Annotated in this window: 20 protein-coding genes; 9 read left to right on the top strand and 11 right to left on the bottom strand. The window is 64.8% G+C overall.

Annotated elements, in window-relative coordinates:
* The 9 genes from trbB to J2X09_RS25720 form a co-directional block, all read right to left on the bottom strand.
* Nucleotides 1–790 (bottom strand): P-type conjugative transfer ATPase TrbB (gene trbB / locus J2X09_RS25680; protein WP_310309764.1); only part of this gene is annotated, 790 nt, incomplete at its 3' end.
* The gene (locus J2X09_RS25685) at nucleotides 787–1,251 is read right to left on the bottom strand and encodes a hypothetical protein (RefSeq protein WP_023123308.1); all 465 of its coding nucleotides are present in this window, start codon (nucleotides 1,249–1,251) and stop codon (nucleotides 787–789) included. The genes J2X09_RS25685 and trbB, both read right to left, overlap by 4 nt.
* Complete coding sequence (locus tag J2X09_RS25690; RefSeq protein WP_023123309.1) at nucleotides 1,248–3,266, bottom strand: conjugal transfer protein TraG; 2,019 nt, start codon at nucleotides 3,264–3,266, stop codon at nucleotides 1,248–1,250. The genes J2X09_RS25685 and J2X09_RS25690 overlap by 4 nt, the downstream gene beginning before the upstream one ends.
* 217 nt (nucleotides 3,267–3,483) lie before the next feature.
* Entirely contained in the window at nucleotides 3,484–3,714 is a 231-nt protein-coding gene (locus J2X09_RS25695; RefSeq protein ID WP_012436230.1) for an EexN family lipoprotein, read from the bottom strand.
* A 25-nt stretch (nucleotides 3,715–3,739) separates the two neighbouring features.
* On the bottom strand, nucleotides 3,740–4,654 hold the full coding sequence (locus tag J2X09_RS25700; protein WP_012436229.1) for a LysR family transcriptional regulator: 915 nt from the start codon (nucleotides 4,652–4,654) through the stop codon (nucleotides 3,740–3,742).
* Between the two features lie 17 nt (nucleotides 4,655–4,671).
* Complete coding sequence (locus J2X09_RS25705) at nucleotides 4,672–5,604, bottom strand: electron transfer flavoprotein subunit alpha/FixB family protein (protein ID WP_012436228.1); 933 nt, start codon at nucleotides 5,602–5,604, stop codon at nucleotides 4,672–4,674.
* Entirely contained in the window at nucleotides 5,605–6,354 is a 750-nt protein-coding gene (locus J2X09_RS25710) for an electron transfer flavoprotein subunit beta/FixA family protein (RefSeq protein WP_012436227.1), read from the bottom strand. It abuts the gene before it with no gap.
* 24 nt (nucleotides 6,355–6,378) lie between these two features.
* A complete protein-coding gene (locus J2X09_RS25715) occupies nucleotides 6,379–8,160 on the bottom strand; it encodes an acyl-CoA dehydrogenase (protein WP_012436226.1) in 1,782 nt (593 codons plus the stop codon).
* 24 nt (nucleotides 8,161–8,184) lie between these two features.
* On the bottom strand, nucleotides 8,185–9,552 hold the full coding sequence (locus J2X09_RS25720; protein WP_012436225.1) for an MFS transporter: 1,368 nt from the start codon (nucleotides 9,550–9,552) through the stop codon (nucleotides 8,185–8,187).
* A 267-nt stretch (nucleotides 9,553–9,819) separates the two neighbouring features.
* Between J2X09_RS25720 and J2X09_RS25725 the strand changes: the two genes are divergently transcribed.
* Nucleotides 9,820–10,098 carry a transposase gene (locus J2X09_RS25725; RefSeq protein ID WP_012436224.1) on the top strand — a complete coding sequence of 93 codons (279 nt, stop codon included), beginning with the start codon at nucleotides 9,820–9,822 and terminating at the stop codon, nucleotides 10,096–10,098.
* A 188-nt stretch (nucleotides 10,099–10,286) separates the two neighbouring features.
* Here J2X09_RS25725 and J2X09_RS25730 read toward each other — a convergent pair whose 3' ends face one another.
* Together J2X09_RS25730 and J2X09_RS25735 are read right to left on the bottom strand one after the other, a co-directional pair.
* Complete coding sequence (locus tag J2X09_RS25730; protein WP_012436223.1) at nucleotides 10,287–11,336, bottom strand: MBL fold metallo-hydrolase; 1,050 nt, start codon at nucleotides 11,334–11,336, stop codon at nucleotides 10,287–10,289.
* 331 nt (nucleotides 11,337–11,667) lie between these two features.
* Nucleotides 11,668–12,708 (bottom strand): AraC family transcriptional regulator, encoded by a 1,041-nt coding sequence (locus J2X09_RS25735; RefSeq protein WP_027015141.1) that lies wholly within the window; start codon nucleotides 12,706–12,708, stop codon nucleotides 11,668–11,670.
* Between the two features lie 194 nt (nucleotides 12,709–12,902).
* On the opposite strand from J2X09_RS25735, the gene J2X09_RS25740 reads away from it, so the two are divergent.
* From J2X09_RS25740 to J2X09_RS25775, 8 genes are read left to right on the top strand one after another with little or no spacing between them, the layout of a single operon-like run.
* Entirely contained in the window at nucleotides 12,903–14,048 is a 1,146-nt protein-coding gene (locus J2X09_RS25740) for an acyl-CoA dehydrogenase family protein (RefSeq protein WP_035479518.1), read from the top strand.
* A 2-nt stretch (nucleotides 14,049–14,050) separates the two neighbouring features.
* Nucleotides 14,051–15,118, top strand: coding sequence for a CaiB/BaiF CoA transferase family protein (locus J2X09_RS25745; protein ID WP_027015142.1), 1,068 nt, complete (start codon nucleotides 14,051–14,053; stop codon nucleotides 15,116–15,118).
* Complete coding sequence (locus J2X09_RS25750; RefSeq protein WP_035479516.1) at nucleotides 15,115–16,782, top strand: long-chain fatty acid--CoA ligase; 1,668 nt, start codon at nucleotides 15,115–15,117, stop codon at nucleotides 16,780–16,782. The genes J2X09_RS25745 and J2X09_RS25750 overlap by 4 nt, the downstream gene beginning before the upstream one ends.
* Nucleotides 16,783–16,809: 27 nt before the next feature.
* A complete protein-coding gene (locus J2X09_RS25755; protein ID WP_035479512.1) occupies nucleotides 16,810–17,991 on the top strand; it encodes a thiolase family protein in 1,182 nt (393 codons plus the stop codon).
* Nucleotides 17,992–18,002: 11 nt separating this feature from the next.
* Complete coding sequence (locus J2X09_RS25760; protein ID WP_027015145.1) at nucleotides 18,003–18,788, top strand: enoyl-CoA hydratase/isomerase family protein; 786 nt, start codon at nucleotides 18,003–18,005, stop codon at nucleotides 18,786–18,788.
* A gap of 30 nt (nucleotides 18,789–18,818) precedes the next feature.
* Nucleotides 18,819–19,601: an SDR family NAD(P)-dependent oxidoreductase gene (locus J2X09_RS25765; protein ID WP_035479509.1), complete on the top strand. Its 783-nt coding sequence runs from the start codon at nucleotides 18,819–18,821 to the stop codon at nucleotides 19,599–19,601.
* A 33-nt stretch (nucleotides 19,602–19,634) separates the two neighbouring features.
* Nucleotides 19,635–20,006 (top strand): enoyl-CoA hydratase/isomerase family protein, encoded by a 372-nt coding sequence (locus tag J2X09_RS25770; RefSeq protein ID WP_230965136.1) that lies wholly within the window; start codon nucleotides 19,635–19,637, stop codon nucleotides 20,004–20,006.
* Nucleotides 19,996–20,430, top strand: a complete 435-nt coding sequence (locus tag J2X09_RS25775) for an enoyl-CoA hydratase/isomerase family protein (RefSeq protein ID WP_230965135.1) — start codon at nucleotides 19,996–19,998, stop codon at nucleotides 20,428–20,430. The genes J2X09_RS25770 and J2X09_RS25775 overlap by 11 nt, the downstream gene beginning before the upstream one ends.
* Nucleotides 20,431–20,434 lie beyond the last annotated feature (4 nt).

Consider the following 20,434-nt stretch of genomic DNA (forward strand, 5'->3'; position numbering starts at 1 on the left):
GGCGCAGCAACGCGCCCAGCGCGGAGCCGGCGTGGATCGTGGCGATGCCGCCCGGATGGCCGGTGCCCCACACCTTGATGAGATCCAGCGCCTCGGCGCCGCGCACCTCGCCGACGACCACGCGATCCGGGCGCAGGCGCATGGACGAGCGCACCAGCTCGGTCATGGACACCACGCCCGCCCGCGTGCGCAGCGGAACGTGGTCGCGGGCCACGCATTGCAGTTCCACCGTGTCTTCGAGCACCAGCACGCGGTCGCCCGTCGCGGCGATTTCCGCGAGCAAGGCGTTGGCGAGCGTGGTCTTGCCGCTGCTGGTGGCACCGGCGATCAGGACGTTCTGCCGCTCGCGCACCGCGCGCACCAGAAAGCCAGCCTGGGAGACCGTCATCATCCCGTCCACAACATACCGCTCCAGCGGAATCACGCCGATGGCGCGCTTGCGCAGCGCGAAGGCCGGCCCCGGCGCGGCCGGCGGCAAGATGCCCTCGAAGCGTTCGCCCGTTTCGGGCAGCTCGGCGGACAGCAGCGGCTGGCCGCGGTGGACTTCCGCGCCGACGTGGGCTGCGACCAGCCGGATGATTCGCTCGCCGTCCGCCTCGGACAGCTCCACGTCCATCGGCGCGCGCCCCGAGGACAGGCGATCCACCCATAGCGTCCGGTCGGGGTTGAGCATCACCTCCACCACGTCCGGGTCTTCGAGCGCGGCGGCGATCAGCGGCCCCATCGCCGTTCGCAGCATCTGGATGCGGCGGTCGAGTGAGGTGGCGTATGACGAGGGAACGGCGCTCATGAGGCACGCTCCTGCGCTTCGGCAACTGCCGCCGCGTCATCCATCCGCATCGGGTCGGGGTGCAGTTCCTCCACCACATCGCGCACCAGGCTGCGCCCGCGCAGCAAATGGCGACCGAGCTGCTCGACGAACTGCTCGAAGCGGGCCTTGCCCTGGGCGCGAGCGGCATCCTGATGGGCCTCGGGCACGGGTGTGCTCACCGTGAGGAAATAGCGGATGAACAGCGCCAATGTTTCGATGGCAATGTTCTGGTCGCGCTCCAGGCGCTCGGCGTGGCGCGACAGGCGGTCCAGCCGCTTGGCAATTGCCGCCTCGCGCTGGTCGGCCGCATCGGGCGACAGCCAGGAGGCCAGGGCCGCCGCGACGATGCTGGACTTGGACACGCCCTTCTTGGCGGCCAGTTCATCGAGCCGCTTGCTGTGCTCCGGCTGGATGAACACATTGAGGCGGTGTTGGGTCATAGGTCGATTCCGTCGTCAGGGTCGAGGGAAGCCAGCCGGGCCGTGCGCTGCAGGGCCGGATCGAGCTGGCGAGGAAGGGGATGCGGCATGTCGTCGTCATCGAGCAGCCCGAGGTCGGCTGCGGGCGCAACCAGGTCGGGGTCGTAGGTGACGGCTTCGGAAAGTTCGGGCTGGCGGCGTGGGCCGCTGTCGTCGGCCGAACCCAGGTTCTCCAGCCCATCGGCGGCGTCGGCCGTCGGTGCGACCGGCATGGCGGGAATCGCCAGCCCGCTCCAGTCGTCGGCGCGTTCCGGTGGCACATCGGCATAGCGCCCCTGCATGGACAGGGTTGCAAGCACCGGCGGCGGAAGCACGCGCCGCTTGAAATTGCTGTCCGCGTAGTAGCGCAGCTTCTTGGCCTTGATGGGCGCCACGCTGGACACCATCACCACGGCCTCGTCGGGCGGAAGCTGCATTACCTCGCCCGGCGTGAGCAGCGGGCGCGCGGTTTCCTGCCGCGACACCATCAGGTGGCCCAGCCACGGCGCGAGCCGATGGCCGGCGTAATTGCGTTGGGATTTCAGCTCGGTGGCGGTGCCCAGCGTCTCGGAGATGCGCTTGGCGGTGCGCTCGTCGTTGGTGGCGAACGTCACGCGCACATGGCAGTTGTCGAGGATCGAATGGTTCTGCCCATACGCCTTGTCGATCTGGTTGAGCGACTGCGCGATGAGAAAGCTGCGGATGCCGTAGCCGGCCATGAAAGCCAGGGCCGTCTCGAAGAAGTCCAGGCGGCCTAGCGCCGGGAACTCGTCGAGCATCAGCAACAGCTTGTGGCGGCGCTCGATGCCGTCGGAGCCGTCGAGCGACTCGGTGAGGCGCCGCCCGATCTGGTTGAGGATCAGGCGGATCAGCGGCTTAGTCCGCGAAATGTCCGAAGGCGGCACTACCAGATACAGCGATATGGGGTGCTCGGCGGAAATGAGATCGGCGATGCGCCAGTCGCAGCGCGAGGTGACTTCGGCCACCGTGGGATCTCGATACAAGCCGAGGAAGCTCATGGCCGTGGACAGCACGCCGGAGCGTTCGTTGTCGCTCTTGTTGAGGACTTCGCGTGCAGCGGATGCCACCACGGGATGCGGGCCATCGCCCAGGTGCGACGTGGTCATCATCCGGTGCAAGGTCAGCTCGAACGGGCTGGCCGGGTCGGAGAGGAAGTTGGCGACACCGCGCAGCGTCTTGTCCTCGCCCGCATAGAGCACATGCAGGATGGCGCCGACCAGCAGCGCGTGCGAAGTCTTCTCCCAGTGGTTGCGCTTTTCCAGCGCTCCTTCTGGGTCAACCAAGATGTCTGCAATGTTCTGCACATCGCGCACCTCATGCGCGCCGCGCCGCACTTCCAGCAGTGGGTTGTAGGCCGACGACTTCGCATCGGTCGGGTTGAACAGCAGGCAATGCGAGAAGCGCGAGCGCCAGCCGGCGGTGATGCTCCAGTTCTCGCCCTTGATGTCGTGAATGACGGCCGATGCAGGCCAGCTCAACAAGGTGGGAACCACCAGGCCCACGCCTTTGCCCGAGCGGGTGGGCGCGAATGTCAGGACGTGTTCCGGGCCTTCATGGCGCAGGTACTGCTGGCGATGCAGGCCGAGGAACACGCCCGCAGGCTGGTCAAGGCCCGCCTTGTGGATGTCCTCCGCATTGGCCCAGCGGGCCGAGCCGTAGGTCGTGACCAGCTTGGACTGGCGCGAGCGCCAGATCGACATGCCGATGGCAACTACCATCGCGATCAGGCCGCTGCCTGCGGCAATGGCACCGCCCGCGTCGAAGATATGCGGCGCGTAGGCGTCGAAGAAGAACCACCACTCGAACAGGCCCCAGGGGTGGTAGACCGGCGTACCGAAGAAGTCGAACCACGGCGAGCCCAGGCGTAGCTGGTAGCCCAGGGCCGCTGCTGTCCATTGCGTGGCGCTCCATACGCCAGCGATCACGATGCCGAAGACGACGGCAATCTGACCGAACAGCACGTTCGTTCCTTGCATTGGTCAACCTCCCACTACGGCACAGGAACGTGCCGTAGTGCCGAGGATCAAGGCGAGCGTGCAGGCCGGTCAAAGACCGTTATGGCGGGGATTCAGGCCAAAAGAGCCAGACTTCTTGCGGTGGCGAAGACAATAAAAATGCCGCATGCGCGAGCGCGCTGCGGCGTGATGAGGTAACTGCGAGAACTTTGTCGCGGCGCCGCGACGGAAGGTTACCTTATTGGGACTTCTGCTCCGGCCGGTCACCAAAGAAGCGGCGATTCGCGGCCTCGGCGGCACGTCGGCAGAGTTCTTCGCCGGCCTTCGCGCGCTCTTCCTTGCACAGGCGCTGGACTTCCTTGAGACGCTCAGGATGGGCCACGAGGAAGTCCACGGTTTCCGTCGGTTGGGATGGCCCACAGGAGGCTGTCAGTGCAGCGGCCATCAGCAGCGACAGGAATCGGGGCATGGCTTGGGTCCTTTCAGCAGGTGGATCAGGAGTCCTCGGCGGCGCTGGAGCCATCCGCCGAATCAATGGAGTCCACTCGTGCGATGAACCGAGCCAGCATTTCGGAGGGCTCCACGTCACGGTGCAGCAGATACGTGGCCAGCATCTGCGACTTGCCCGCCAAGCGCCGGGCCACAACACCTGGCCCACGGCCGGATGCAATGTGCGCGGCGCCCGCCAAACCAAGTGCCAATCCGGCGGAGACTAAGGTCATCATCACCTCATAGGACGCCACGCGCTGGGCGATCAGTGGCTGTTGCTCGTAGCGCTGCAAAACGCGATCAACTTGGCGTGCATGGCCTTCGCATATCGCCGGATCGCATAGCGCCAGCGGATAGCGCAGCACTTCTTCCAACGGAACGTGCTTGTGGGCCAGCACAGGATGGCGAGCTGGGACCGCCACCATCAGCTCGTCTTCCCACGCAGGCCTGACCACAATGCCGTCGCCCACCTCTTCGGCCATCGAAAAGCCGACGTCATACAGGTCATCGTGCAGACCCTTGATCTGTTGGTCCAACGGCATCTCAAATAACCGAATGTCAATCTCTGGATCTTCCTCTCGGCACCGTGCCAGCAGCGTCGGCATTCGCGAGGGCGTGATGCCATCGGACAAAGCGATGCGCAACTGTCCCTGAAACCCACTGGCGGCGGACTTGACGCCGTCACACGCCTGTTTCAGAGCTTCGAAGATTCGCGGCACCCGCTCCAGGAATGCCATTCCGGCAAAGGTCAGGCGGGTGCTTCGCGTGGTTCGCGTGAACAGTTGCGCCCCGAGCTCTTCCTCTATCTCCTTGATGGTGCGCGACAAAGGGGACTGATCGATGTGCAGCTTTTCCGCTGCGCGGCCAAAGTGAAGTTCTTCGGCCACCGCTATAAAGCAACGCAAATGCCGAAGCTCCATGGTGTATCTCATCCAAGTTAAAAGGCCTTGACGAGTTCCGGCACAGCCGCGAACAGGTCCGCCTCCAGCCCGTAGTCGGCCACGCTGAAGATCGGCGCCTCCGGGTCCTTGTTGATCGCCACGATCACCTTGGAGTCCTTCATGCCCGCCAGGTGCTGGATCGCCCCCGAGATGCCCGCCGCCACGTACAGCTGCGGCGCCACGATCTTGCCGGTCTGGCCCACCTGCAGGTCATTGGGCGCGTAGCCCGCATCCACCGCCGCGCGGCTCGCGCCGATGGCCGCGCCCAGCTTGTCGGCCAGCGGGGTGATGACTTCGTCGAATTTTTCCTTGCTGCCCAGCGCACGGCCGCCGGAGACGATGATCTTGGCCGCCGTCAGTTCGGGCCGGTCGCTCTTGGCGATTTCGCTGCCCACGTAGCTGCTCTTGCCGGTGTCTGCCGCTGCGGTTGCCGTTTCCACTGCTGCGTTGCCTCCGGTCGCCGCTGTGGCGTCGAAGCCGGTGGTGCGCACGGTGATGACTTTGGTGGCGTCGCTGCTTTGCACGGTGGCGATGGCATTGCCGGCGTAGATGGGGCGTTCGAAGGTGTCGGCGCTCACCACCTTGGTGATGTCGCTGATCTGGGCGACGTCGAGCTTGGCGGCCACGCGGGGGGCCACGTTCTTGCCGCCGGCCGTGGCCGGGAACAGGATGTGGCTATAGTTGCCGGCGATGGCCAGCACCTGGGCGGCCACGTTCTCGGCCAGGCCGTGGGCCAAGCCTGCGGCGTCGGCGTGGATGACCTTGGCGACACCGGCGATCTGGGCGGCGGCTTGTGCGGCAGCGCCGGCATTGTGGCCGGCCACCAGCACGTGCACGTCGCCACCGCAAGCGGCTGCAGCCGTCACGGTGTTCAGGGTTGCGCCCTTGATGGATGCGTTGTCGTGTTCAGCAATAACGAGTACCGACATTTAGATCACCTTCGCTTCGTTCTTGAGTTTTTCGACCAGGGCGGCCACGTCAGCCACCTTCACGCCGGCGCCGCGCTTGGCGGGTTCGGTCACCTTCAGGGTCTTCAGGCGCGGGGCGACTTGAACGCCGAGGTCTTCGGGCTTGATGGTGTCCAGCGGCTTTTTCTTGGCCTTCATGATGTTGGGCAAGGTGACGTAGCGCGGTTCGTTCAGACGCAGGTCGGCGGTGATGACCGCGGGCAGCGTGAGGCTAAGGGTTTCCAGGCCGCCGTCCACTTCGCGGGTCACGGCTGCCTTGTCGCTGGCGAGCTCGACCTTGGAGGCGAAGGTGGCTTGCGGCAGACCGGCCAGCGCCGCCAGCATCTGGCCGGTCTGGTTGCAGTCGTCGTCGATGGCCTGCTTGCCCAGGATCACGAGGCCGGGCTGTTCCTTGTCGATCAGGGCCTTAAGCAGCTTAGCCACGGCCAGCGGCTGCAGTTCTTCATTGGTCTCGACTAGGATGCCGCGGTCGGCACCGATGGCCATGGCGGTGCGCAGCGTCTCCTGGCATTGAGACACGCCGCACGAGACGGCGACGATCTCCGTTGCCGCGCCTTTCTCCCTGAGCCGCACAGCCTCTTCGACGGCAATCTCGTCGAAGGGGTTCATGCTCATCTTGACATTGGCGATGTCCACGCCGCTGCCATCGCTCTTGACGCGGACCTTGACGTTGTAGTCAACCACCCGCTTGACGGGAACCAGGATTTTCATGGGAGGGTTTCCTTTCAGGATCATTCAGAGTTGATCGTCCGCCAGGGCCAGCGTGCTGGCGGCGCCGCCCGTGACGATGTCGCGCAGCATCGGCGCCTGCACCAGGACATGCGCCGCGTAATGGCTGGCTGTGGCGCGCTTGGTACCGAGAAAGCCCGCATCGCCCGCGCCCGCCGCGAGTTGCGCGGTAGCGGCTTCGGCCATGCGCGCCGACAGCCAGCCGCCGATCACGGTGCCCGCCAGCCGCAGGAAGGGCACGGCGCCCGCCGCGCACTGCGCGGGTTGACCGTCGTGGGCCAGCAGCCAGTCGACCGCTTCGTCCAGCGCCTGGGCAGCGGCTGCCAACGCGCGGCCGATCTGCGCCAGCACTGCATCGGGCGATTCGACCAACCGGCGCGCATCGCCGTCGATGCGGCCCAGCAGCGCCTTCAGCGTGCGCCCGCCCTCGCGTGCCAGCTTGCGGCCGATCAGGTCGTTGGCCTGGATGCCCGTGGTGCCTTCGTAGATGGTCGTGATGCGCGCGTCGCGCATGTGCTGGGAGGCGCCGGTTTCCTCGACGTAGCCCATGCCGCCATGCACCTGCACGCCGTCGGACGTGATGCCCTGCGCGCTGTCGGTACACCAGCCTTTGACCACCGGTATCAGCAGGCCGACCAGGGCCTGCGCCTGCGCGCGCTCCTGCGCATCGGCGTGGCCCGCGGCGCGGTCCATCTGACCGGCGCAGAAGTAGGCCAGCGCGCGCATGGCCTCGGTGCGGGCCTTCATGTCCATCAGCATGCGCCGCACGTCCGGGTGGCCTGCGATGGCGGTGCTGCCGCTGATCAGCGGCTTGCCCTGCACCCGCTCCAGCGCATAGGCGCGTGCGCGCTGGTAGGCGCGCTCGGAAATGCCCACGCCTTCCAGGCCAACGTTCAGCCGCGCGTGGTTCATCATGGTGAACATGCAGGCCAGCCCCTGGTGCGGCTCGCCGACCAGGTAGCCGATAGCGCCGCCGCTGTCGCCAAAACTCATCGACGCCGTGGGGCTGCCGTGGATGCCCATCTTGTGCTCAATCGACGTGCAGGCCAAGTCGTTGCGTTCGCCCAGGGTGCCATCGTCGTTGACCAGGTACTTCGGGCACAGGAACAGCGAGATGCCTTTCACCCCCGGTGGCGCATCGGGTAGGCGCGCCAGCACCAGGTGCACGATGTTCTCGGCCATGTCGTGCTCGCCCCAGGTGATGAAGATCTTGTTGCCGCTGACGTGGTAGTGGTCGCCCTCGTGTACGGCACGGCTGCGCAGCGCGGCCAGGTCAGAGCCGGCCTGGGGCTCGGTGAGGTTCATGGTGCCCGTCCAGCGGCCCTCGACCATGGGTGCCAGGAAGCGGCGCTGGAGTGCGTCGCTGCCATGGTGCGCAATGGCCTCCACCGCGCCCAGCGTGAGCATCTGGCACAGGCTGAACGCGAGGTTGGACGACTTCCACATCTCCAGCACGGCGGTGGAGACCAGCGTGGGCAGGCCCTGGCCGCCCCATTCGGTGGCAGCGGGCATGCCGTTCCAGCCGTTCTCGCAGAAGCTGGCCCAGGCTTCGCGAAAGCCGTCGGCGGGCGTGACCCGACCATCGTGCCAGCGCGCGCCCTGCACGTCGCCGGGGCGGTTGAGCGGATCCAGCACGCCAGCGGCGTAATTAGCCGCCTCCTGCAGGATGGCCTCGACCAGGTCGGGCGTGGTTTCTTCATGGTCGGGCTGGGCGCAGATCGCGTCCAGGCCGCCGACCTCTTTCATGGCGAACAGCATTTCGCGCAGGGGGGCTATGTAGACAGACACAGCGAATTTCCTTGATGGCTACGATCAGGCGTTTTGCGGCGTCTGTTGCGACGGGCGCAACTCGCGTGCAGCCTCTTGCGGGCCCACCGACGCCGGGCCGCCATGCCTGATGAACGCCAGGGCGATCGAGCCGATGATTCCGAAAGCCCCGATCACCAGGAAGTTCTGCTCCAGCGGCAGCTCAAGCGCAACGATCTGGCCGATTAGCAGCGGCGCCGCGATCGCGCCCAGGCGCCCCACGCCGGAGGCCATGCCGATGCCGGTCGAGCGGATGGACATCGGGTAAAACTGCCCGCAGTAGGCATAGGCCACCAATTGCGCGCCGGTGGTGCAGGCGCCGACCGCGCCGATGATCAGATAACGCAGCTCGGTCGAGGTCTGGAACGTCATCAGGTACAGCAGCACGCCGCCCAGCGCATACATCCCCACCAGCACCCACTTGATGTTGAACTTGTCGGCGAGCCACCCGCCTCCCACGGCACCGATGATGGCGCCAACGTTCAGCGCGATCACGAAGCTGAGGGCAGACCCCAGGCTGTAGCCAGCCATAGCCATCAGCTTGGTCAGCCAGCTGCTGAGCGCATAGACCATGAACAGGCCCGAGAAGAAGGCGATCCAGAACAGCACCGTGCTCGGGCCTCGCCCGTCCTGGAACAGCCGGGAGACCGGCGCACCCGCCACGCGGTCGGCGGTGGGCACGACGAACTGGGCGTCCGCCGGGTGCTTGACTCCCGGCTGGAGATTACGGGCCACTTCGGCCAGTTCGCCGTTGCGGCTGCGCGAGATCAGGTAGGTCATTGATTCCGGCACCAGCTTCAAGATGAACGGAATCAGCAGGACCGGCACACCCGCTGCGATGAAAACGACCTGCCAGCCGTACTCGCCGATCAGCTGCTTGCCGAGCACCGCGGCCAGGATGCCGCCCAGTGCGTAGCCCGAAGTCATCAGCGCCGTCATCAGGCTGCGGATCTTCTTGGGCGAGTACTCGACCATCTGTGCCACGATGACCGGCAGCACACCGCCAATCCCCAGGCCCGCGATGAAGCGCACCACGCTGAAGCTGATGGGATCCTTGGTGAATCCGGCGGCCGCGGTGAACACGCTGAACAGCATGACGCCAATGGAGAGGGCCCAGCGCCGACCAATCCGGTCGGACAGCGTGCCCAGAACCATGGCGCCGAACATCATGCCGAACAGGGCCGAACTGGCCATGAAACCGGCAGTCGATGCGTTCACGCCCATCTGCTGCATGATGGACGGCAGGGCGATGCCCACCACGGCGATGTCATAGCCGTCGATGATGAGAATCAACAGGCACCACAGAAGCACCTTGGCATGAAAGCGGTTGAAGCGAGCGTCGTCGGCGAGCTTCTGCATGTCGATTTGGCACACGTGTTTGTCTCCTTTGAGTTAGGCTCTGGATCGTGGGGCGGCGGTCATCGCCGCTCCGCTACATGTCGTCCAGCGCACACAAGGAATCCTAGGTGCCGGTGCTGCGAGCCGCGATGACGAAGCGCCCCGATCGAATGACAAACGGCCCCTTTCTGAGAGCACTGTTCAAGTGCGCCAAGAGGTCAGGCGTCAAGCTGAATATGGTCGCCGCGTGCGGCTGATATTCCAGCACGAAGGGCGCTTCTGCCTGCTGGGAACACCCCGGCAGTGTTGGGTGCCCAGGGGCTCACGCCCCATCGTCGGCGCACGCCTCAACGCCAGACCCTGTACGCCTTCGCCGCCGTCAGCACGCACGATGGCGTGATTGACTCTCTGGTGCTGCCCTGGGCCAACGCTGAGACGATGCAGGTGTTCCTGGCCGAGATGGCGCGACGCCATGCCGTCGAGTTCATCATGATGGTCATGGATCAGGCGGGTTGGCACATCGCGGGTCACTTGGATGTGCCACAGAATATGCGCCTAGAGTTTCTGCCAGCCTTGAGCTGAACCCGGTCGAGCATCTGTGGAAGGTGCCGTGCCAGGATTGGTTTGCCAACACGGTGTTCAAAGAACTGGAGGCCGTACACGACGCGCTGGTGCAAGGACTCATTGCTCTCGAAACACATCAGCAAAGAACCCAGTCAATGACAGGCTTGATTGGGTTACTTCTATATCCTTGAGGGCAAATTAGTGCATCAGGCGAGCCGATAGCGCATTGCGCCGTCTTCGTCTTCTGCAGACACGATTTCCCCACGCTGGTCGAGATAGTTTAGGTGGGCGAGCGTCTCTCCGGTCGCGAGGTTGAGGTGCATTTGCTCCGCAACAATGGACGAACGGTACAGGGCGCGAACCAGGTCGATGACCCTCAGAGGCTGCGCAAGTTGTTGCCTGACGCGGTCGGTGCCTCTGACGGTGCTCGCACGCAGTTGCTCCAACCGTAGGTGCAGGCCATGGAAAGGTTCGTTGTGGGCAGGCAGAATCAGGGCGCTCCCAGGTACGCGTTGCATCAACCGGTCGATGGAATCGAGCCAACCCTGCAGAGGATTCGCATGCGGCTCGGTGGCGTACACGGAGGTATTGGAACTGATCCTGGGAAGAACCTGATCCCCCGATATCAGCAAATCCAGTTCGCGCGAGTAGAAGCACGCGTGCTCGGGGGAATGTCCTGTGCCGACGATGACTTCCCATTCCTGGTCCCCGATCCGCAACATCTGGCCATCCGTGAGCCGCACAAAGCTGTCAGGCAATGGATGGATCATTTTACCGAAGTCACCGAACCGGGTGCGGTACTCATCCACCTCGGTGTCGCTCCATCCGGCCCTCCGATAGAAGCGAACGCCATCGACTGGCGCTTCCCGCCCCGTATCGGCAAGCATCACCCGACAGCTCAAATACTCGTCTCGTGTCATCCAAAGCGCGCATTCGAAGCGACGTGTCAACCATCCCGCCATGCCCACATGATCCGGGTGCATGTGCGTCGCTATCACACGGGAGATGGGTCGGCCGGCTAGCGGCCCCTGCGGAGCGAGCAAGGCGAGCCACGCGTTCCTGACGTCCACGCTGCGAATGCCCGTGTCCACGACCGCCCAACCAGGACCGTCGCTCAATGCCCAGAGGTTGATGTGATCCAGGGAAAACGGCAGCGGCATGCGCAGCCACAGCACACCAGGCTTGATTTCCGTGGCTTGGCCAGGGAGTGGGAGATCCGAGAACGGATACGAGAGTGCCGGGGCTGCGTCGGTCATGATGCTTGATTTACATTCTGGCAGTGCTGCTCCTAATGGCGCAGAGCCATCACTCCTATGCAGTGCGAGCTCAGTTTTAGCTTAGGAAGCTTAGAAGTCAGCCTCAACGGTGGCAATGACGAATGACCTCGATAGGCTGACGGAAAGCGTCTGCTTCCTGGCGCAGCCTGTCGCTGCGCTGCCGTCGGTGCAACTGCCAGGGCTGCAAACAGTCTCTTGAGCGCACGAGAGCCTCGCTCGATGTGGGCCAAGACCCGGCAGCTATGAAGGCGCCGATCTTCTCGGTGGTCGGCTACAGCCTCGTGGCCGTGCCGGAATTGGTCGAATGCCTCTATGTAGGGTGCTGCGGGCTACGCGAGCGGGCGCGGTAGGCTCCCGGCGCGCTGCCGGTCCAGACCTTGAATGCGCGCTGGAAGGCGGTGCTGTCGGTGAAGCCCAGGTCGGCGGCGATGGCGATGAGCGAGGCTTCGCTGCTGGTTAGGCGCACGATCGCCATGTCGCGCCGCAGTTGGTCCTTCAGTGCCTGGAAGGAAGTGCCCTCGGTGGCCAGGTGCCGCTGCAACGCACTCACCGACATATGCAGGCGCTGCGCGGTGACGGGCAGGTCGGGCCATTCGGGGTTGGCCAGCTGCAGCACCATGCGGACCCGCGCGCTGGCGCTGCGCTCGTTCAGGTGCGGCCCCACCACGTTGCCCGGCGTGGCGCGCAGAAAGGACTGCAGCGCGTCCCGATCGCGCCGCACCGGCAGTTTGAAGGCGTCGGCGTCGAACCAGGCGGCCGTGCGCGGCTGCCCGAAGCACAGCGAACCGGAAAAGATGCGCCCGTAGCTCATCGCATGGAGCGGCAGCGCAAAATTGAAGTCGAATCGCTGCGGCACCAGCCGGCCGCCGTGCAGCCACAGCAACAAGCGCCAGAACACGCGCAGCAGATGTGCATGAAGGAATTCGGCATGTGCGCCCGGGCCGCCGCGCATCTCCAGCGCGAAGCCCCCCAGCGCGCCCTCGGTCACGGGCACCAGCGTCACGTCGTCCTGCAGCAGGGCGAAGGATTCGCTCAGGCGACGCAGGGCGCATGACAACGAATGGGCAGTGAACGCGCTGCGCACCATTAGCGCGAAGCTGCCCGGGCGCATGGGTCGCTCATGTAGGTAGCCCAGGCACTCGTCGTTCAGGCTGTCCTTGACAGCGATAAATAGCGCGTTGAACTGCTCCACGGTTACGCGCGAATCCTCGAGCTCCAGCAGCGATTCGCTGATGCCGGCGCGCCCCAGCACGCCCTTCAGCCATTCTTGCGTGGCCAGCCCCTTGCCGCGCGCGCCGTCCAGCAGGCCATGCACGGCAAAGATAGGAGCGGTGAAGACGGGTTGCAGCATTGCGTGTGATCGAAGGAGCCAACGCCGGTCGCGCGGGCCAAAAGAAGTTATTTGTCAGTTGATTGAGGCAATCCGCTATCGCCCTTGCAGGGGCCAATTATTACGATTGTCGCATCCCCAAAAACACTTCGGCAGTGGCGCTGTGCGGAACGCCCGGTGCGGGGTCAGAAGCCAACATACAAGGAGACATGCCCATGCTGCCACAGCTGTATCGCCACGCCTGGATGGACCACGAGATCGACGCTTTTCGCGAGCAGGTGCGTCGCTACGTTGCCGCCGAATTCACTCCCCGGCTCGACGAATGGCGCCGCCAGGGCTACATCCCGCGCGAGGTCTGGCGTCTGTTCGGCGGGATGAGCTTTCTGCTGCCCGAGATGCCCGAGACCTATGGTGGTGCCGGCGCCAGCCTCGCCTACCAGCTGGTGGTGCAGGACGAACTGGCCAAGGCCGAGATGCCGGTCAATATCGCGGTGCACACCATCGCTTCGCATTACATCCTGGACTTTGGCACCGAAGCGCAAAAGCAGCGCTGGCTGCCCAAGGTGACGAACGGCGAGATGCTGGCCGCAATCGCGATGACCGAGCCGGGCTGCGGCTCGGATCTGAAGGCCATCTCCACCCGGGCCCGGCGCGACGGCGACTACTACGTGATCGACGGCGCCAAGACCTTCATCACCAACGGCTTCACCGGAAACCTGCTGATCGTCGCGGCGCGCACCAGTGGCGCGGGCAGCAAAGGGGTGTCGCTGTTCGTACTGGAGACCGAGAACCTGCCAGGCTTTCGTGTGGGCCGCCTGCTTGAAAAGATCGGCATGCAGGCCTCGGACACGGCGGAGCTCTTCTTCGACAGCGTGCGCGTTCCAGCCGACCAACTGCTGGGGAGCGTTGAAGGACAAGGCTTTGGGCAACTGATGGGCGCGCTGCCCTACGAGCGCATGGTCATTGCAGTGCCGGCGGCGGCCGTCATCGACCGGGCGTTGGAGCTCACCATCGAATACACGAAGCAGCGCAAGATATTCGGTGCGCCTCTGTTCGACATGCAGACAACGCGCCAAAAGCTGGCCGAGATGGCGACCATCGCGCATGTGGTGCGCAGCTTCGTCAACGACTGTACACAGAGACTGCTGGACGGCACACTCGACAACGAGGCCGCCTACATGGCCAAGTGGTGGTGCACCGAACAGCAGTGCCGCGTGGTGGACGAGTGTCTCCAATTGTTCGGCGGCTACGGCTACATGGCCGAGTATCCGATCGCGCGGATGTATGCCGCTTCGCGAGTGCAGAAGATCTACGGCGGCGCCAACGAGGTCCTGAAAGACCTGGTTTCGAGGAAGCTGTGAACATGCCGCACACGCTGCAGTTGCCTCTGCACGGCGTCCGTGTGGTGGAGTTTGAGGGCATCGGTCCAGGCCCTCTGGCCGCCAGGATGCTGGTCGACATGGGCGCCGAGGTGATCGCGCTGGCACGGGCCGAGCAGGCTGCTGGGGCGCAGCGGCTGGGCGGGGCGGTGGAGAACCCGCTGCACCGCGGCAAGAAGGTCGAGGTCATCGACCTGAAGTCGCCCGGTGGCAAGGCGCGCGCACTGGAACTGATTGCCCAGGCCGACGCTCTGATCGAAGGCTTTCGCCCAAGGGTGATGGAGCGGCTGGGCTTCGGCCCCGCAGATTGCGCGGCGCTCAATCCCCGGCTGGTCTATGGCCGGATGACGGGCTGGGGCCAGGACGGGCCACTTGCCCAGGCCGCGGGCCACGACCTGAACTACGTCGCGCTGACGGGCCTGCTGTCGCTGTCGGCGCACAGGGGGCAGGCGCCCATCGTGCCGCCCTCGGTACTCGGGGACGGTGCCGGGGCGCTAGGCATGGCTTTTGGCATCGCCTGCGCGCTGGTCGATGCACGGGCCACCGGCCGTGGCCGGGTTGTGGACGCAGCCATCGTGGACATCGTGGCCATGCTGGGCACGCTGGTGCACTGGATTCGCGCCAACGGGCAGATCGACGGCGCACAGCCGAGCCCGTTCCACGATTCGCCGTTCTATGACGTGTACGTCTGCGCCGACGGCGGCTTCATCAGCCTCGGCGCGATCGAGCCGCCGTTCTACGCATTGCTGTTGTCCAAGTTGGGCCTGGCGGACGTGAACCCTGCAGACCAGTACGACACGGCGGCGTGGCCAGCGTTGAAGGAGCGCATCGCGGCCCTCATCCGCACCCAGCCCCAGGCGCACTGGTGCGCGCTGCTTGAAGGCAGCGACGCCTGCTTTGCACCCGTGCTCAGCCTGGCCGAGGCAGTGCGGCATCCGCACAACGCGGCACGGGGCATCTACCAGACCACCTCTTTCGGCGCCATCGAAGCGGCCTCGGCCCCACGGTTCCAGGCACTCAACGCAACCACCACCCAGGAGACAAAGAAATGACTGCTACCACCCACATCGTCCGCGGCTGCCCGTCCACCACGGGCAACGACCGCCAGCTCAACACCACGACGCTGATCCGGCACGCCGCGCGCACCCATGGGGACCAGGAGATCGTCTACCGCACACCCGATGGCGGCTGGGATCGCTACACCTACGCGGACTGCTACGCGCGCATCTGCCGCAGCGCCAATGCACTGCGCGCGCTCGGTGTCGAGCCCGGCGACCGGGTCGGCATCCTGGACTGGAACAGCCGACGTCACTTCGAGCTGTACTGGTCTATTCCCGGCCTGGGTGCTGTCATGTTGCAGATGAATCTGCGCCTGGGCCCAGAGGACCTGGGCTACGTGGTCGACCACAGCAAGGTGTCCTACGTTTGCGTAGACGAGTCATTGCTACCCCTTGCCGAATCCGTCGCAGCGAATTCGCCCCAGATCAAGGGCTGGATTGTCATGACCGACAAGCCGCTGGACCAGATCAAGACCACGCTGAAACCGCTGCTGCACTACGAAGACCTGCTGGCCGCCGCCGACACGAAGATCGACTGGCCCGAGATCGACGAAACCTCGGCCTACAGCGCCTGCTATACCACCGGCACCACAGGCAAGCCCAAGGGCGTGTACTACTCGCACCGCGGCATCTATCTGCACTCCACGGCCATGGCCACCAATCTGGGCATGACGCTGGACGACTGCGTCATGCTCATCACGCCCATGTTCCACGGGCAGTGCTGGGGCCTGCCACAGGCCGCCACGCTGCTGGCCGACAAGATCGTGCTGCCGGGCCGCTACGCTGCCGAAGACACCAAGCCGCTGGTTGACGCCATGATCGCTGAGGGTGTGACCATCACCAACGGCGCACCGGCCATCTTCCAGCCCATGCTGCAGTACATCGAGACGATGCAGGTCAAGCCGGACTTCAGCCGCATGCGCATGCTGTCTGGCGCCTCCGAGCCGCCGCTGTCGATGATGATCGGTTTCTACGACCTCACGGGTGCTGAGGTGGTGCACGCCTACGGCGCCACCGAAGCCACGACGCTGGTGACGATGAACCGCCTCAAGTCCACGCTCAAGAAGCGCTTGACCGAGGAAGAGAAGTGGAACCTCAAGCGCAAGCAGGGTCTGGTGCTGACCGGGGTGGATATTCGCATCCTCGATGCCGACGACAAGGACTTGCCGCACGACGGAAAGTCAGCGGGCGAGATTTGCGTGCGCGGCCCCTGGATCACGGCCAGATACCACGACATGCCTGATTCCGCAGACCGTTTCCTGGAAGGCGGCTGGTGGCGCTCGGGCGATGTCGGAACGGTGGACGAGAACGGTTACCTCAAAGTTACCGACCGCATCAAGGACGTGATCAAGAGCGGCGGCGAATGGATTTCTTCCATCGACATGGAAAACCTGCTCATGGGCCACCCCGCCGTGCGCGACGCCGCCGTGGTCGGCGTTCCGCATTCGAAGTGGCAGGAACGGCCGCTGGCCCTGGTGGTGCTCAAGCCCGACCAGCAGGCGACCCAGGAACAACTGAAGGAGTACCTGGGCAGCGCCTTCGCCAAGTGGCAGTGGCCGGATCAGGTCCTGTTCGTCGAAGCCATCCCCAAGACCAGCGTCGGCAAGCTCGACAAGAAGCGCATCCGCGCCGAGCATGCGGGCCGCTACGCCGAGTGAGCCAACCTTTTGAACCAGGAGAACAACATGAATGACCATGAACCCGTCATCGTCGGTGCGCTGCGCACCCCCGTGGGCAAGCGCGGCGGGCGCTTGCAGAAATGGCATCCCGTCGATTTGTTGGGCGAGACGCTGCGCCAACTGGTCGAGCACTCCGGCATCAACCCGGCCGATCTGGACGATGTGATCGTCGGCTGCGTGCTGCAGTGGGACCAGCAGCACGGCAACCTGGGCCGTCATGCCGTATTGGCGGCGGGGCTGCCCGAATCCGTGCCGGCGGTGACGGTCGATCGGCAATGCGGGTCGGGCCAGCAGGCGGTGAGCTTTGCCGTGCATGGCATCCGGGCGGGCGCTTACCAACTGGTCATCGGTGCCGGGGTCGAGTCGATGTCGCAGGCCCCCATGCCGCCGTCGTTCAAGCCCGGCGCGCCGCTGGGCTCGCAATACAGCCCGAGCGAACTGGCGCGCTACCAGGACAACCCGCTGATACCGCAGGGCGCTTCCTCGGAGTTGATGAACAAGCGCTTCGGTCTCACGCGCGAGGCCTTGGATGCCTTCGCCGTGCGTAGCCATCGGCGGGCCACCGAGGCCTCGCAGGCTGGCCGCGTCAGGGATCAACTGGTGCGGCTGACCGAGGATCCGGCCGATCCGGACAGCCCGATCGTCGCCGCCGACGAGGGCGTGCGCGCGGACCCCAACCCCGAGAAGATGGCCACGCTGAAAGGCGTGTTTGCCGCCGACGGCGCCACCACGGCCGCCAACTCATCGCAGATCAGCGACGGTGCCGCCGCGCTGCTGATCGCCAGCCGTGCCTACGCCAAGCAATACGGCCTGAAGCCGCGTGCGCGCTTCGTCAGCACCGCCGTGGCAGCCGCCGACCCGGTGATCCAGTTCACCGCCGTGCTCGACGCCACCCGCAAGGCACTGAAGGAATCGGGTCTGACCCTCGACGATATCGATCTGTTCGAAGTCAACGAGGCCTTCGGCGGCGTGCCGCTGATGTTTCAGCAGGAGTTCGGCATCCTGGACGACCGCCTCAACGTCAACGGCGGCTCGATAGCCATCGGCCATCCGCTGGGCTCTACCGGCGCGCGCATGCTCACTGACCTGCTGTGCGAGCTGGAGCGCCGGGGCGGCCGCTATGGCCTGCAGACGATTTGCGAGGCCTCGGGCACGGCCAACACCACCATCATCGAGCGGCTTGGATGAGCGGGGCCACCATGAGCGAAGCCAGCGAAGTGCTCGTCAGCCGCGATGGCGCCATCGCCACCTTGACCATCAACCGCCCGCGCGCGAAGAACAGCTTGAACCGCGCGGTATTCGATGGCCTGCGTGCGCAGCTTGTGCAACTGCGCGACGACGATACCGTGCGCGCGGTCATCATCACCGGCGCCGAGGGCGTGTTCTGCGCCGGGGCCGACATCACGGCCTTCGATGCGCTGCGCGCCGAGCCACTGCTGGGCGATCGTGCGGCAGCAGGCGGCCACTTTTGGTCGGAACTGGAGCGCTTCCCCAAGCCCGTCATCGCAGCGGTGGAAAAGCTCGCGCTGGGCGGCGGCACAGAATTAGCGCTGGCCTGCGACATCGCGATCGCTGGCGAGTCCGCCAATTTCGGTGTGCCGGAAGTCAAGCTGGGCGCCATTCCGGGTGCCGGGGGCACGCAGCGCCTGATCCACGCTATCGGTAAGTCCAAGGCCATGGCCCTGTTGCTGACCGGCGATTTCATCGACGCCCGCAAGGCTTGCGATGCAGGCATGGTCGCCGAAGTGACGGCTGATGGCCAGGCCCTGCCGACGGCGTTGGCGATGGCCAACCGGATTGCAGCCAATTCGCCGCTGGCCGTGGCGCTGGCGAAAGATGCGGCACTGGCCAGCTTTGAGACTCCGCTCGCGCAAGGCCTGGAGCATGAGAAGCGCAATTTCCTCGTCGCTTTGCGTTCGGCCGACAACCTGGAAGGGCAAGCGGCATTCCTAGGCAAGCGCACACCCAACTTTACCGGCCAATAACGCCTGTTTCTCACCCATCGAGGAAAAACCATGCAACTGAACTCCGACATCTCTGCCGTCATCACCGGGGGCGCTTCCGGCCTGGGAGCCGCCACGGCCCGGCGTTTGGCCAGCCATGGCGTCAAAGTCGCCATCTTCGACATGAACGAAACCTTCGGCCAGGCGTTGGCTAGCGAACTCGGCGGCGTTTACTGCAATGTGGACGTGATGTCCGAGGAGCAGGTGGACGCCGCCTTCGCCAAGGCCCGCGCGGCCATTGGGCAGGAACGCATTCTGGTCAACTGCGCCGGCACTGCCGATGCCGTCAAGACTGTCAGCCGCGACAAGAAAACCGGCGAAATCCGCCCATGCGCGGCAGATCGTTTCAATCGCATCATTCAGATCAACCTGGTGGGCACCTTCCGCTGCATCGCCAAGTCAGCTGCGGGCATGTTGACGCTCGCGCCGCTGGCCGATGGCGACCGCGGCGCCATCGTCAACACTGCTTCGGCCGCCGCGCAGGACGGCCAGGTCGGCCAGGCCAGCTATGCGGCCAGCAAGGCAGCCATCGTGGGCATGACCCTGCCAATCGCGCGCGACATGATGGACGAAGGGATCCGGATCAACACCATCATGCCGGGGATCTTCGGTACACCGTTGCTGCTGGGTCTGCCGGACAACGTCAAACAGGCGCTGGCGGCCAGCGTGCCCTTCCCCAAGCGTTTAGGCGACCCCGATGAATTCGCGCAGGCCGTCGAGTTTCTCGTTACTTGCGGCTACATGAATGCCGAGTCCATTCGTGTGGATGGTGCCATTCGCATGGCGCCGCGCTGACGCTGAAATTTTGATCAATCAGGGAACGTCAGCATGCCTGGAAATCCGGTAATTCTCGAAAAGAATGGTGCCGTCGCGACCATAACACTCAACTCGCCAAAAAAAATGAATGCGTTGAGCACGTCGGTCGTAAACGTGCTCGCTGGTGTCATTGCAGATGTCGAACGCGATGGCTCGATTCGAGCTTTGCTGCTGCGCGGCGAGGGCCGGATGTTCAGTTGCGGAGGCGACATCGAAGAAATGGTGGCCGCAGGCGATGCGTTGTCTACCTTGGTCGATGACGAACTGAGAGTGGCCGAAAGCATGATTCCTCAATTCGCCAGCCTGCCGTTCCCGGTAGTCTGCGCCGTACAAGGCGCGGTAGCCGGAGGCCGGAGGCGGTCTCGGGCTTGCCTTGGCCTCTGACTACCTGATTGCCGCAAGTGGGACGAAGTTTGTGGCGGCCCATACCGGCCTCGGATACGCGGGGGATTTCGGCATCAGCTGGCTACTTCCACGCGCAGTGGGTGGACGACGCGCACGAGACATGATCTTGACCAATCGCGTAGTCAGTTCGGACGAGGCCTTGGCCTGGGGATTGGTCGAGAAAGTGGTTCCTGGCGAGAGCCTGCTGGGCGAAGCGCGGCGTATGGCGGTGCAATTTTCGGTCGGACCAACGCAAGGTTATGCGGGCGCCAAGCGCCTGCAACTCGCTGCCTTCGAGAGTGATCTGGCGACCTCATTGAGGCTGGAGGCGGCCGAAATGAATCGAGCCTCGAAAACCACAGATTCGCTGGAAGCGGTTCACGCGTTCGTCGCAAAGCGAGTCCCGCAGTTTGCCGGACGCTGAACGG

It is taken from the genome of Hydrogenophaga laconesensis (assembly GCF_031457235.1).
Classification (GTDB): Bacteria; Pseudomonadota; Gammaproteobacteria; order Burkholderiales; family Burkholderiaceae_C; genus Hydrogenophaga; species Hydrogenophaga laconesensis.